12 protein-coding genes are annotated in these 13,230 nt (G+C 60.4%); 10 read left to right on the plus strand and 2 right to left on the minus strand.

Going from position 1 to position 13,230, the window contains the following annotated elements:
* Positions 1-22 precede the first annotated feature (22 nt).
* Positions 23-928 carry a LysR family transcriptional regulator gene (locus tag ACST81_RS07525; protein WP_438752265.1) on the minus strand — a complete coding sequence of 302 codons (906 nt, stop codon included), beginning with the start codon at positions 926-928 and terminating at the stop codon, positions 23-25.
* Between the two features lie 258 nt (positions 929-1,186).
* Between ACST81_RS07525 and ACST81_RS07530 the strand changes: the two genes are divergently transcribed.
* The 9 genes from ACST81_RS07530 (at position 1,187) to ACST81_RS07570 (ending at position 9,125) form a co-directional block, all read left to right on the plus strand.
* On the plus strand, positions 1,187-2,143 hold the full coding sequence (locus ACST81_RS07530) for a dihydrodipicolinate synthase family protein (protein WP_438752267.1): 957 nt from the start codon (positions 1,187-1,189) through the stop codon (positions 2,141-2,143).
* A gap of 23 nt (positions 2,144-2,166) precedes the next feature.
* Entirely contained in the window at positions 2,167-2,715 is a 549-nt protein-coding gene (locus tag ACST81_RS07535) for a 3-hydroxyanthranilate 3,4-dioxygenase (protein WP_438752269.1), read from the plus strand.
* A 59-nt stretch (positions 2,716-2,774) separates the two neighbouring features.
* Positions 2,775-3,944, plus strand: coding sequence for an ABC transporter substrate-binding protein (locus ACST81_RS07540; RefSeq protein ID WP_438752270.1), 1,170 nt, complete (start codon positions 2,775-2,777; stop codon positions 3,942-3,944).
* A 94-nt stretch (positions 3,945-4,038) separates the two neighbouring features.
* Positions 4,039-4,953 carry a branched-chain amino acid ABC transporter permease gene (locus tag ACST81_RS07545; protein WP_438752272.1) on the plus strand — a complete coding sequence of 305 codons (915 nt, stop codon included), beginning with the start codon at positions 4,039-4,041 and terminating at the stop codon, positions 4,951-4,953.
* Between the two features lie 3 nt (positions 4,954-4,956).
* Complete coding sequence (locus ACST81_RS07550; RefSeq protein ID WP_438752274.1) at positions 4,957-5,928, plus strand: branched-chain amino acid ABC transporter permease; 972 nt, start codon at positions 4,957-4,959, stop codon at positions 5,926-5,928.
* A complete protein-coding gene (locus ACST81_RS07555; protein WP_438752276.1) occupies positions 5,925-6,680 on the plus strand; it encodes an ABC transporter ATP-binding protein in 756 nt (251 codons plus the stop codon). Before ACST81_RS07550 ends, ACST81_RS07555 begins: the two co-directional genes overlap by 4 nt.
* Positions 6,674-7,375 (plus strand): ABC transporter ATP-binding protein, encoded by a 702-nt coding sequence (locus tag ACST81_RS07560; protein ID WP_438752278.1) that lies wholly within the window; start codon positions 6,674-6,676, stop codon positions 7,373-7,375. Before ACST81_RS07555 ends, ACST81_RS07560 begins: the two co-directional genes overlap by 7 nt.
* A complete protein-coding gene (locus tag ACST81_RS07565) occupies positions 7,362-8,168 on the plus strand; it encodes an aspartate dehydrogenase (protein WP_438752280.1) in 807 nt (268 codons plus the stop codon). The genes ACST81_RS07560 and ACST81_RS07565 overlap by 14 nt, the downstream gene beginning before the upstream one ends.
* A 60-nt stretch (positions 8,169-8,228) precedes the next feature.
* Positions 8,229-9,125 carry an alpha/beta hydrolase gene (locus ACST81_RS07570; protein WP_438752282.1) on the plus strand — a complete coding sequence of 299 codons (897 nt, stop codon included), beginning with the start codon at positions 8,229-8,231 and terminating at the stop codon, positions 9,123-9,125.
* 63 nt (positions 9,126-9,188) lie between these two features.
* On the opposite strand, the gene ACST81_RS07575 is transcribed toward ACST81_RS07570, so the two are convergent.
* Complete coding sequence (locus ACST81_RS07575; protein ID WP_438752283.1) at positions 9,189-10,619, minus strand: NAD-dependent succinate-semialdehyde dehydrogenase; 1,431 nt, start codon at positions 10,617-10,619, stop codon at positions 9,189-9,191.
* A gap of 528 nt (positions 10,620-11,147) precedes the next feature.
* Between ACST81_RS07575 and ACST81_RS07580 the strand changes: the two genes are divergently transcribed.
* The gene (locus ACST81_RS07580; RefSeq protein WP_438752284.1) at positions 11,148-13,118 is read left to right on the plus strand and encodes a PAS domain S-box protein; all 1,971 of its coding nucleotides are present in this window, start codon (positions 11,148-11,150) and stop codon (positions 13,116-13,118) included.
* Positions 13,119-13,230 lie beyond the last annotated feature (112 nt).

The following is a 13,230-nucleotide window of genomic DNA, read 5'->3' on the forward strand; positions in this document are numbered from 1 at the left end:
TGATGCCGTGGCAAGGCACGCGTCAGAGAATTTCCGGCACCATGTCGCGCAAGATCTTTCGCAAAAGCGGTCGCACGGCCATGGTTGCCGGCGAAGCCGTGCGCTCGCGCGCGGTGATGATGCTCACCGGCCGGGTGATCGCTGGGTCGGTCAACGGGCGCGCCACAATGCGTCGACCGTTCAGCGCCGCGAAGGCATAGGTCGGCAGCACCGCGACCCCCGCTCCGCTTTCGACCAGCGAAAGCGCGGTGTGGATCTGGTGGACTTCGAGATGGGGGCGAAGCGGCAGGCCAGCGGTTTCGAAGCCGATTTCCGTCAGCAGGCGGATGTTGCTTTCCCGCGTCAGGGTGATGACACGCTGGTCATGAAGTGTATTCCAGCTGACTTCCTCGAGCGATTTGAAAGAATGATCCGGTTCCATGAATAACATGAGGCGGTCACTCAGTACCTGTTGTCGTTCAATGCCTTCCTCGTCTGCGTTAAATGTACCGATGCCGAGCTCGTAAAGTCCGTTGCGCACGCGCGATACGATCAGATCGGTGGCAACGTCCTCGATACGCAGTTTGAGGTCGGGATGGAGTTTGGCAACCTCTTGCACGAGCCGTGGAAGCACAGTCGCTCCCAAGAGCGGCGGGGCAGCGACGCGCACCAATCCCATGCGCAGTTGGCTGAGGTCTCGCACCGATTCGACCCCGCGCTCGATTTCGGCAAGCCCCGGCAAGGCGATGGTAGCGAAAATCTGGCCCGCTTCCGTGAGTTCGACCCGTCGCGTCGTGCGGTCGAAAAGCCGCGTACCCAGCAGCGCCTCGAGGTCATGAATCGCATGGGAAACACCAGCCTGGCTGGTCCGTAGCCGTTCGGCCGCACGCGAAAAATTACCGAGTTCGACGACGGCCTGGAAGCTTTTGATCTGACGGAGATTGGGCATAGGCTTATCCATGCTGAGATTCGCATGAATATATGCTCAATCGACAGGTTCTTGAATAAAAAAATCTGCTGCTTAATACCTCCTACGACAAAATGTTCGCGGGCAGGCTGCAGATGTTTCGGCGACCGCAATGATTGCAACAACAGGAAAAACGCTCCGAAGTCGGGACGCGAGCCGCAGTTTGGCGGCTATTTGCCACGCGATTTCTTCGTTTTACACGCGCATCCGGGCGGCAAACCGGGTTATTGAGGTTTACGCATGAAATACGACCGCAAGAATGCCAAGGCCCATTCCCGCGCCACGATGCGCGGCATCTGGGCTGCCGCCAATACACCGTTTCGCGCCGACGGTGCGATCGACGAAGATGGGTTTCGTAGCAATATGGAGCACTGGATCGGCGATCTCGGGATTGACGGCCTGTTCATTGCCGGAAAGCAAGGCGAGTTTTTCTCCATGTCGGTAGACGAGCGCAAGCGCCTGTTCGACCTCTCGGTCGATGCGGCAGCGGGGCGAGCGCAGACCATCATGTCTTGCTCCGACCAGAATATGGACGTGGTGATCGATCTGGCCAAACATGCCCAAGCCTGCGGCGCCGACTATATCGTCGTCCATGCGCCGATACTGAATTTCTTTAAAGCGCAGGACGAGACCCTGACCCGCTACTATGAAACGATCGCCTCGAAGGTCGATATCGGTATCGCCTTGTGGTCGCATCCCGACAGTGGCTACCTGATGAGCCCGGAACTCTGCAGCCGGCTGGCTGACATCGAGACCGTGGTGGCGATCAAATATTCCGTGCCGCGCGAGATGTACAAGACACTGACCAAGCTGGCCGGCGACCGTATTCTCGTTTCCACGGCCTCGGAAGAGGAATGGCTCGACAATGTGCTGGAGCTCGGCTGGCAGCTTTATCTCTGCTCTTCGCCGCCTTACACGCACCAGACCAAGGCAGACCAGCGCATGCGGGAATATACCGATCTGGCCTTTGCCGGAAAGGCAGCGGAGGCGAAGGCCGTCAGCGCCAGCCTGCAGCCGATACGCGATGCCTTCCGCCGCTCCAAGCCGGCCGAGAAGCCGCATGCACACCAGAAATACTGGCAGGAATTGCTTGGCCAGGTGGGCGGCCCCGTTCGCGCGCCGCTTCTCAACCTGACCAACGAGGAAAAGCGGGAGGTCCGCGAAGCTTTAGAGACCTGTGGTCTGAAGCTGGCCTGAAATCGACAAGAGGAGGAACGGCATTGGCAAAACTCAGCGCATTCAATCTGCAAAAATGGATCGACGAACACCGACATTTACTGCAGCCGCCGGTCGGTAATCAGCAGATATGGAAGGACGCCGACCTGATGGTAACGATCGTCGGCGGCCCCAACCGACGGACCGACTATCACGATGATCCGGTTGAGGAATTCTTCTATCAGCTGAAAGGCGACATGCTGCTGAAGCTGCACGATACGAAAACCGGCGATTTTTACGACGTGCCGATCCGCGAAGGCGAAATCTTTCTGTTGCCGCCGCATATGCGTCATTCGCCGCAGCGTCCGCAGGAAGGCTCGATCGGCCTGGTCATCGAGCCGGCCCGCCCCGAAGGCCTGCTGGACGCTGTCGAATGGTACTGCTTCGAATGCACGACGCTGGTGCATCGCGCCGAGGTCGATCTGGAATCAATCGTCGACGACCTGCCGCCGATCTACGCCAAATTCTACGCCGATGAAAAACTGCGCACCTGCCCGAAATGCGGAACGCTCCATCCCGGAAAGGTGCCGCCGGAGGGCTGGGTACAGCTTTGAGGCTTTACTCCGTTCTCAAAGAGAGAGCGGAGCGTTCAACACAAAAATAGGGGAACTCCATGAAGTTCGGAAAATCGATTTTCGCAGTTACGCTTGCCGTGATGGGCGCAACCGCAACCTATGCCCAGGAGCCGGTAAAGATCGGGGTCATCACCACGCTGTCCGGGCCGGGCGGCTATCTCGGCCAGGATGTCCGCGACGGCATGAAGTTGGCCATCGACATGGAAGGCGGCAAGCTCGGCGGCGTGCCGGTGGAACTCGTCGTTGAAGACGACGCCAACAAGCCCGGAAACGGCCGCCAGATCGCCGAAAAATTCATGGGCGACGAGAATATCAAGATCCTGACCGGTATCATCTTCTCGAACATCGCCGGCGCGGTCGTGCCCGATGTCGTCGACAATGACGGGATCTATATCAGCGCCAACGCAGCGCCTTCGAACCTCGCCGGCGCCGAATGCAATGCCAACTATTTCGTCATTCCATGGCAGAACGATTCGCTGCACGAAGCTTCCGGCATTGCCGCCAAGGAACTGGGTTACAAGCGCGCCTTCATCCTTGCTCCCAACTACCAGGCAGGCAAGGACGCGCTGAACGGCTTCAAGCGCAAGTTCGGCGGCGAGATCGTCGGCGAAACCTATACCCAGCTCGACCAGACCGACTACTCGGCCGAAATGGCGCAAATCCGCGCTGCAAAGCCGGATGTCGTGTTCCAGTTTCATCCGGGCGGCCTCGGCATCGCCTTCCTGCGCCAGTACCAACAGTCCGGCCTGCTCGGCCAGATTCCGATGGTTCTTTCCGAGCCGTCGAGCGATGCTGTCGCGCTGAAGAGCCTCGGCGACGCAGCTGTCGGCTTGCAGGTCACCTCGCATTGGAGCCCCGACTTCGACAATGCTGCCAGCAAGGAGCTGGTTGCAAAGTGGAAGGAAACCTATCCGGATCGGCCGCTGACCTACTATGGCACGCAAGGTTATGACGTCGCTCGGCTGATCGCTTCGGCGCTCAAGAAGACCGGCGGCATCGACGATCTCACCGCCTTCCGCGCCGAGATAGCCAAGGCCGACTTCCAGTCCGTTCGTGGTAATTTCAGCTTCGGTCCGAACCAGCATCCGGTTCAGGACTGGTTCCTGCTCGAAGTCGTAAAGGGCGCTGACGGCGTGCCGACAACCAAGACCGTGCGCAAGCTGGTCGAGAACTACGGCGACATCTACTCCAAGGATTGCAAGCTCTGATCAACGCGATCCTGCCCGGGTGCGACTTCCGTCAGCCCGGGCCTTTCCTTTTCGATCTCCGCCAACCGGTGGAAAAGCGACGGGACCGGGGTGAATGACACTTATATTCGAACAACTGCTGAACGGCCTGCTCTACGGCGTGATGTTGTTCCTGATGGCGGCGGGGCTGACGCTCATCTTCGGCATCATGGGCGTCATCAATCTGGCGCATGGCTCGCTCTACATGGTGGGTGCCTTCATTGGCACCTGGGTGGCAAGCGCCACCGGAAACTTCTGGCTTGGATTGCCGGCTGCCCTATTGGCGGCGACAGCGACGGGTGTCGCGGTGGAACTGGGCGTGATGCGGCGGCTCTATAACCGCAGCCATCTCGATCAGGTTCTGGCGACTTTCGCGCTGATCCTGATTTTCAACGAAACGACTGTGTTGCTGTTCGGCCGCCAGCCGATCTTCATCCAGCTTCCCGAAGCGCTCGCCCAGCCGATCGAGTTGCTGCCCGGTTTGCTCTATCCGCCGTTTCGCCTGCTGATCATTCTTGCGGGATTGCTGGTGGCGCTCGGCCTCTACCTGCTGATCAACCGCACGCGGATCGGCATGCTGGTGCGGGCCGGATCGACCAATCGCGATATGGTTCGCGCACTGGGCGTCAACATCAATCTGCTCTACACGGCGATCTTCGGTCTCGGTTCGCTATTGGCGGGGCTTGCCGGTTTCATGATGACCCCGGTGGTGGCGGTGCAAGTCGGCATGGGCGAGCAGATTCTGCTGGCAACCTTCGTGGTCGTCGTCATCGGTGGCGTCGGTTCGGTCAAGGGCGCTTTCGTCGCGGGTATCGCGCTCGGCGTGCTCGATACAAGCCTTCGCGCATTTGTCCCGGGAATGCTGTGGCAGGTCATGGCCGCCGCGGACGCTGATGCACTTGGCGGTGGTATCGCCGCCATGGGAATCTATCTGCTGATGGCCTTGGTTCTGCTTGCCCGCCCCAGGGGCCTGTTTCCGATGAAGGGTTGAGAGATGCGCCGACCGATCCTCTATCTCATTCTGATCGCCTGTCTGGCATCTGTGCCATATCTGGCTCCGGCGCTGCAGCAGCCTGCGCTGCCAAGCCTCATCGCCCGTGTCATGATCTATGCCATCGCCGCTGCGAGCCTCAATCTCGCCCTGGGTTTCGGCGGCATGGTGTCCTTCGGCCACGCGGCCTTCTTCGGCATTGGCAATTACGTCGTCGGCATCCTGTATTTCCACAAGGCGGAAGGTGTGCCCTTGCTGGGCTTCATCCCGGGAACCGACCAGTTGTTGCTGACGCTTCCTGCCGCTTTGCTCGTGTCAGGCCTGCTGGCGCTGGTGATCGGCGCGCTGGCGCTGAGAACCGGCGGGGTGCAGTTCATCATGATCACCTTGGCATTCGCGCAGATGCTGTTCTCCTTCTTCGTCTCGCTGAACGGCTATGGCGGAGAAGACGGTATCATCGTGCGCAATGCCAATATGCTGTTCGGATTGAGCCTGCGCGACAAGACGGCGATGTATTACGTGATCCTCGTCGTGGCCGTGCTCTACTTCGCCTGGCTCAGCCGCGTCATCGGCTCTTCGTTCGGATCGATGCTGGCCGGTATCCGCCAGAACGAGAAGCGCATGAGCTCGCTTGGGGTCGAGCCGTTCCGCTACAAGCTTTTCGCCTTCGTGCTGTCCGGCATGGGGGCCGGATTGGCAGGCGCGCTGATGGCGGTGTTCATGCGGTTTGTCAGCCCCGATACACTGGCCTGGACGAAGTCCGGCGAACTGATGATCATGGTCATCCTCGGTGGCGTTGCCACGTTCATCGGCCCGATCTGGGGCGCGGCAGCGCTCATTATCCTGCAGACCTATCTGGCCAGTTGGACGGAGCATTGGCAGCTGCTGCTCGGCATCCTTTTGCTGCTCGTCGTGCTTGGCAGCAAGGGCGGCATCGCAGGGGTTCTGTCCCGTTTCAACAAGGGGGCAGCATGACAACGATCCTCGAAACAGTACGGCTGGTAAAGCGTTTCGCCGGTCTGACAGCGACCGACGACGTGACGTTCCAACTGGAGGAAGGACATATCCATGCCCTGATCGGCCCAAACGGCGCGGGAAAATCGACGCTGATCAATCAGCTATGCGGCAACCTGCTGCCGGACGGCGGAAAGATCATGCTCGGCGGTCATGATATCACCCGTCTCGGCCCTGCCGCCCGCGTGGCGCTCGGCCTCGGGCGCACTTTCCAGGTCACAAGCCTGCTCGGTGAATTCACCGTGCGCCAGAACCTGGGCGTCGCCGTTCAGGCACGCCGCGGCCACAACATGCGCATTCTTGACCGGCTATCGGCCAGGAGCGATGTATGGCAGGAGACGGACGAACTGCTTGCGGCAAGCCCGCTCGGCAGGCGCAGCGAGATCGTCGTCGACGACCTTTCCCATGGCGAGCGCAAGCAGTTGGAACTGCTGGTATCGCTGGCCGGGCGGCCCAAGGTCATGCTGCTCGACGAGCCGATGGCCGGGCTGGGCCATGCCGAAAGCCAGGAAATGGTGGAGGTTCTCAAGACGCTGCGCGGCAAGGTGACGATCCTGCTCGTGGAGCACGACATGGATGCCGTCTTCGCATTGGCCGACCGCATTTCCGTCCTCGTCTATGGTCGCATCATCATGACCGGAAATGCCCAGGAGGTATCGTCCAGCGCCGAGGTGCGCGAGGCCTATCTCGGAACCGAGGGTGAACCATGCTGAGTGTGCAGGGACTTCAAGCCGGCTATGGGCACAGCCAGGTGCTGTTCGATATCTCGTTTGAGGTTGGACAAGGCGAATGCGTGACCCTGATGGGACGGAACGGCATGGGCAAGACCACGTCGATCAAGACGATCATGGGCCTTGTCGGCGCCCGCGGCGGACGCGTGACCATCGGTGGCCGGGAGATGACCGGCCAGGCGCCCGAAAGGGTCGCACGGCTTGGCGTCGGCCTTGTGCCTGAGGGACGACAGGTATTCCCCACACTCACTGTGCGGGAAAATCTCGTTGCCACCGCGGCCAATCGCCAGATGCGAGATGACAATTGGACATTGGAGCGGATCTATGAGCTGTTTCCACGCATGCGCGAACGGGCGGGGCAGGCGGCGGGAACGCTTTCCGGCGGCGAACAGCAGATGTTGGCCATCGGCCGCGCGCTGATGACCAATCCATGGCTGCTGATCCTCGATGAAGCGACCGAGGGGCTCGCGCCGGTGATCCGGACGGAGATCTGGGACGTCATCGGCAAGCTGCGCGCCGCCGGCCAGTCGATCCTGCTGATCGACAAGAACCTCGCCGTGTTGAAGCGGCTGGCCGACCGGCACTATATCATCGAAAAGGGACGCACCGTCTGGTCTGGCGGTGGTGACGATCTCGACCGCGACTACGAACAGGTGCAGGGCTATGTCGGAGTCTGAAGCGATCTGTCTCGTCGGCTGGGGCGCGATCGGCCAACGCGTGACCGCTCTTCTTGCCGAACGCAAAGCCCGCGCGCGCATCGTTGCCGTCGCCGTACGCGATGCCGGACAGCACCGTGAGGGCTTGCCGGGCGGGGCACAGCTGATCTGTCGCCCGGCCGACCTTGCCGGCACCGGCGCCGGCATCGCCGTCGAAGTTGCCGGACGGGAAAGCGTTCTTCCTTTCGGCCGAGCCGCCTTGGCCGCGGGGATGGATTTTGCCGTGTCCTCGACATCCGCATTCGTCGATGAAGCGGGTCTTGGCGAGCTCATCAGCCTCGCAAGGCAGCGCGGTTGCCGACTGCTCGTTCCACCGGGTGCGCTCGGCGGTATCGATGCGCTTTCAGCCGCTTCCCGGCTGGGGCTTGCGCATGTGGAGCACCGTATCGTAAAGCCCGCCAAAGCCTGGCGTGGCACGCCGGCAGAAAAGCTGTGCAATCTGGATGACCTTGCGGCGCCATTCCTCTTCTTCGAAGGGACTGCGCGGGAGGCGGCGGACCATTTTCCGCAGAATGCCAATGTTGCCGTGATAACCTCTCTCGCCGGATTGGGGCTCGACCGGACCCGGATCACGCTGGTCGCCGATCCTCTGGCGACACTCAATGCCCATGAGATCCGCGCGGAGGGCGATTTCGGCACCCTTGAAATCCGCTTGCAAAATCGTCCGCTGGCAAGCAATCCGAAATCCTCGGAAATGACGGCGCTCAACATCGTCAGGTTGATCGAAAATCGGTCAGCAGGCTTGGTGCTCTGAGTTCGAGTATGAGACCGAAATGAAACCACTACGAAACGCTGCTACGGGTTGGAGCCTGATATGAGTGTGTTGGCTCGAATGCTCGCCGAAGAAGGCTCGTGGCCGCGCGAGAGGCTGGACGCAGACTACAATGCTCGTGCCACGGTAGGCGACCGGTTTCCCGACGAAATGCGCGCCTATCGCCAGACCTCGGACGAGGTGCGCGATCCGTGGCTGACCCATGCCGATATCGTCTACGATAGCGACAGCGGCCAGTCGCTGGATATTTTCGGTACCGATGTTTCCGGTACGCCGCGTCCGGTATTCGTATTCGTCCATGGAGGGTACTGGCGCGCGCTTTCCAAATATGATTCCGCCATGATGGCCGGCATGCTGGCGAAGGAAGGCATTGCCACCGCCGTGATCGACTACCGTCTGACACCGGACGTGTCGCTTGGCGAAATCGTGCGCGAGGTGCGCGCTTCACTGGCGTTTCTTTGGAACAATGGCCGCACATACGGCATCGATCCTGATCGTATGCATATCGGCGGCAGTTCGGCCGGCGCCCACCTCGTTGGCACCGTGCTTGCCAACGGTTGGCACGAAGCCTTCGGAGTGCCGGAAACGCTGGTGAAATCGGCGCTGCCGATGAGCGGGCTGTTCGATCTCGCCCCGATCGCCGCGAGCTTTGCACAGGAATGGCTGTCGCTCGACGAAGAGGCCGTTTCGGTTTTGAGCCCGATCCGGCATCTGCCGCGTGCCGGTTGCCCGGTCGTCGTCGCCTGGGCCGAAGGGGAAGCACCAGGCTTCAAGCGCCAGTCGGTCGCATTCGCCGAGGCGTGGTCCGGCGCCGGATATAGGACCCAGATGCTGGAAGTGCCGGGTCGAAATCACTTCGATCTCTTGATGGAGCTTCGCGACAGGGACACCGCCCTGTCACAGGCTCTTCTGGCGCTGGTAAATCAAACCGCCGGCTGACGTCGCATACGATCGTCCGGCAGGGTGAAGCGGCGGCTCCGAATTCGAGCCGCCGAGACCGTCTCACTCCACGACATGCGAAATATTCTTGACGACCATGTAGTGATAGAGCCCCTCGGCGCCACCTTCGCGCCCGAGGCCACTTTCCTTGACGCCTCCGAAGGGCGTCTCCGCACGGGACGCTTCCAAAGTGTTGATCGAGACATTGCCGGCTTCGATGCCGCGTGCCAGCCGATCGACATTGGCGGCGGAACGCGCAAAACCATAGGCGGCGAGACCGAACGGAAGCGAGTTTGCCTTCTCGATCGCCTCGTCGATGGAGCGGACCGGATTGATCAGGGCCAGCGGACCGAATGGTTCCTCGCGCATGGCGCGGGCGTCGTCCGGCAGTTCGGCAAGCGCGGTGGGAGCGAAGAAATAGCCCCGCCTCTGCAGGCGACCGCCGCCGCAGAGCAGCTTTGCGCCCCTTGCCTTGCCATCATCCACCAATGCCTGCAGGGCTTCGATGCGGCGATCATTGGCGACAGGGCCCATCTCGGTCGCGCCGTCCAGACCGTCGCCGACCGTGATGGATTGAACCTTTTCGACAAAGGCCTTGGTGAAGCGCTCATAGATGCTTTCATGGACGAAGAAGCGTGTCGGCGACGTGCAGACCTGACCGGAATTGCGATACTTGCGGCTTGCCGAAGCAATGCCGGCCGCAATGGGGTCGGCGTCGTCGCAAACGATGACCGGAGCATGGCCGCCGAGTTCCATCAATGCCGGCTTCATGTGACGGGCGGCGATCTCTGTCAGATGCTTGCCGACGATGGTCGAGCCGGTGAAGGCGATCATGCGGATCTGTTCGCGCGGGATCAGGAATTCGGAGATATGCGCGGGGATGCCGAAAACCAGGTTCAGCACGCCTGGCGGTAGGCCGGCATCCTCGAACGCCCGAGCAATGTGCACGACGCCGGTCGGGGTTTCCTCGGAGGCTTTCATGATGATCGAACAGCCCGAGGCAATGGCTCCGGCGATCTTGCGAGCCGGCTGGCTCATCGGGAAGTTCCAGGGCGAAAACGCCGCCACGGTGCCGATCGGCTCGTGCACGACGACGTAGCGGACACCGGGCTCGCTGGGAATTACCCGGCCATAGAGCCGAACGCATTCGCCGGCATCCCATTCGAAAAACTCGCAACCGCGGATCACCTCTGCCCGCGATTCGCTTATGGGTTTGCCGTTTTCCAACGTGATGGATCGGGCGATCTCTTCGCTTCGTTCGCGAAGCAGGGCGGCAGCCTTCAAAATGACTTCAGCCCGCCGCCACGGCGATGTCCGGCTCCAGACGCGAAATCCGTCCGCAGAGGCGGTCAACGCGTCCTCAAGGTCGGCGGAGCCCGCAACCGCAACCGTTCCGATGACGTCCTCATTGGCCGGGTTTACGACGGGAAGGGTATCTTTGGTCTTCCTCCAGGCGCCACCAATATAAAGCTGGACATCGGTATTTGTTGTCATCGGGAAACCTCTCCGCGCATGAAAGGAAATTGAAGTTCTGGAAGCCAAGCAACCTCTTGCCCAATGGATGCAACTCATTCGCTCATATGACAACGCACATAAATTAAATGAATTCATATCGAATTTATATATATCCGCTTCGCCGGCGATTGCTGGCTAACCGAGCACGTTGAGGCAATGGTTTCACGCATCTGTCCGGTCGATCACACGACCCGCTTGAGCACCCGAAAGGAGTCGGTCTGCTGTCGATAAGGCAATGGTTTCTCGTCGAAGAAATCCGCAAATCCGTAAACACCCCATCCTTTCGACGGCTTCGGCCCGCGCGACGTCGAACTTGCCTCTGGCCGAGGACGTCGCAGCCATCATGGTCGGCTAATCACCACAGGTCATTGTGGTCATCTGGAAAGTCCGGTCAGCATGAAGGCGGTCGCAAGCTCACTACGTTCGCGTCCTGTGACAGCTTGCTTTACATGTGGAAAAGCCTATCTCCAGCCGACTTGAGGCAATTGGGAGTCCTGAGGAATTTGCATGAAAGCCAGCGCCATTACACTCCAGACCGCAACCGCGGAGGGGCGCTACCGCCTTCTCGTGGACGCCATCACTGACTACGCCATCTATCTTCTCGACGCCGATGGGCACGTCAGTAGCTGGAATTCCGGCGCGCAGAGGTTCAAAGGCTATACCGAGCAGGAAATCCTTGGTGAGCATTTCTCCCGCTTCTATACGGCTGAGGACAAGGCCGCCGGTATTCCAGCAAAGGCCCTTGCCACCGCCGAGAGCGAGGGCCGGTTCGAAGCCGAGGGCTGGCGTGTGCGCAAAGATGGAGAGCGCTTCTGGGCGCATGTCGTCATCGACGCGATCCGCAACCATGAGGGCCAGTTCGTTGGCTTCGCCAAGATCACCCGGGACCTGTCCGAAAGAAAGATCGCGGAAGAGGTGCTCAAGCGGAGCGAGGAGCAGTTCCGGCTCCTGGTTCAGGGCGTCACGGATTATGCCATCTACATGCTCGATCCGGACGGTAACATCGCCAGTTGGAATCCGGGTGCCCAGCGCATCAAGGGATATGATCCCGAGGAGATCATTGGCCAGCACTTTTCGCGGTTCTACACCGAAGAGGACCGTGCGGCCGAACGGCCGAAGAAGGCTCTCATGATCGCCGCAGAGGAGGGACGCTTCGAGAAAGAGGGTTGGCGCGTTCGCAAGGACGGCACCCGCTTCTGGGCAACCGTCATTATCGACGCGATCCGCGACGACGAGGGCAAGTTGATCGGTTTCGCCAAGGTGACGCGCGACATCACGGAGAAGCGAGAAGTCCAGGAGGCCCTCCAGCGTGCGCAAGAGGAACTCTTCCAGGCTCAGAAGATGGAAGCCGTCGGCCAACTCACTGGAGGTGTGGCGCACGACTTCAACAATCTTTTGATGGCAATCCTTGGCAGCCTGGAAATCGCGAGGAAGAAGGCCGCCGCACTTCCGGAAATCCTCGGTCTGATCGACAACGCAATCAACGGCGCGAAACGAGGCGCCTCATTGACCCAGAGGCTGCTTGCTTTCTCTCGTAGACAGGACCTTAAGCTGGAACCGGTCGAAGTTCCGGCGTTGGTTTCGGAGATGGCGGAGTTGCTGCAACGCTCCATCGGGCCAAGGATAGAGATCAGCACGACGTTCCCACTGAAGCTTCCAAAGGTGCAATCCGACCCGAACCAGCTCGCGAACGCTCTACTGAATCTGGTGGTCAACGCCCGCGATGCGATGCCGGACGGCGGCTTGATAACGATCTCCGCCCGGAAGCAGACGCTTATCGCGAGACAGATGAAGGACTTGAGTGCCGGCGATTATGTCTGTCTATCGGTCAAGGACGAGGGGGAGGGCATGGATTCCGAAACCCTTGGAAAGGCGACCACTCCATTCTTTACAACCAAGGGTGTCGGCAAGGGGACGGGCCTCGGCCTGCCAATGGTCCAAGGCCTGATGGCGCAATCTGGAGGACGCCTTGTCGTCAAGTCGCGGCAGGGGATGGGTACAACCGCAGAACTGTGGCTTCCGGTCGCGGATGTCGTCGATGAATCCTCGCTGATCCCTGTCGAGCAACCCGAAATCGCGCCAGCCAGGCCATTGACTGTGCTTGCTGTCGATGACGACGGTCTCGTGCTGATGAACACAGTGCTAATGCTGGAGGACCTTGGACACCGACCGATCGAAGCACATTCGGGCGAGAAAGCTCTTGAGATATTGAAAGCCGGGCCGCTTCCGGATGTCGTGATCACCGATCACGCGATGCCGCATATGACCGGGGCCGAACTTGCAACAAGGATCGGTGACCTTTATCCCGACCTGAAAGTCATCCTCGCCACCGGATACGCCGAGCTGCCAGACGGCATCAACATCGACCTGCCGAGACTTGCGAAACCGTTTACGCAGAGGCAGTTGAACGAAATTCTAGCGAGCGCAGGGGGCTCGGCGGCATCAAGGATTCCGGTCACGGCACGGAAGGTGGAGTAGAGGCGCTCCAAGCCAATCTCGATACGAGGCTCGTGACCCGCAAGGGCTAAGAGCGAGTTGCTCGCCGCACATCCAGCGGGCAACTCGCCGCTGCCGTGGCCTATCAAGTGCA

Source organism: Pararhizobium sp. O133 (assembly GCF_051669845.1).
GTDB lineage: Bacteria > Pseudomonadota > Alphaproteobacteria > Rhizobiales > Rhizobiaceae > Pararhizobium.

Bases quoted from the DNA above. Each gene is read 5' to 3' on its own strand.
- ACST81_RS07525 (WP_438752265.1), bottom strand. From the start codon at position 928: ATGCCCAATCTCCGTCAGATCAAAAGCTTCCAGGCCGTCGTCGAACTC.
- ACST81_RS07570 (WP_438752282.1), top strand. From the start codon at position 8,229: ATGAGTGTGTTGGCTCGAATGCTCGCCGAAGAAGGCTCGTGGCCGCGC.
- ACST81_RS07565 (WP_438752280.1), top strand. From the start codon at position 7,362: ATGTCGGAGTCTGAAGCGATCTGTCTCGTCGGCTGGGGCGCGATCGGC.
- ACST81_RS07530 (WP_438752267.1), top strand. From the start codon at position 1,187: ATGAAATACGACCGCAAGAATGCCAAGGCCCATTCCCGCGCCACGATG.
- ACST81_RS07555 (WP_438752276.1), top strand. From the start codon at position 5,925: ATGACAACGATCCTCGAAACAGTACGGCTGGTAAAGCGTTTCGCCGGT.
- ACST81_RS07545 (WP_438752272.1), top strand. From the start codon at position 4,039: ATGACACTTATATTCGAACAACTGCTGAACGGCCTGCTCTACGGCGTG.
- ACST81_RS07550 (WP_438752274.1), top strand. From the start codon at position 4,957: ATGCGCCGACCGATCCTCTATCTCATTCTGATCGCCTGTCTGGCATCT.
- ACST81_RS07575 (WP_438752283.1), bottom strand. From the start codon at position 10,619: ATGACAACAAATACCGATGTCCAGCTTTATATTGGTGGCGCCTGGAGG.
- ACST81_RS07580 (WP_438752284.1), top strand. From the start codon at position 11,148: ATGAAAGCCAGCGCCATTACACTCCAGACCGCAACCGCGGAGGGGCGC.
- ACST81_RS07560 (WP_438752278.1), top strand. From the start codon at position 6,674: ATGCTGAGTGTGCAGGGACTTCAAGCCGGCTATGGGCACAGCCAGGTG.
- ACST81_RS07540 (WP_438752270.1), top strand. From the start codon at position 2,775: ATGAAGTTCGGAAAATCGATTTTCGCAGTTACGCTTGCCGTGATGGGC.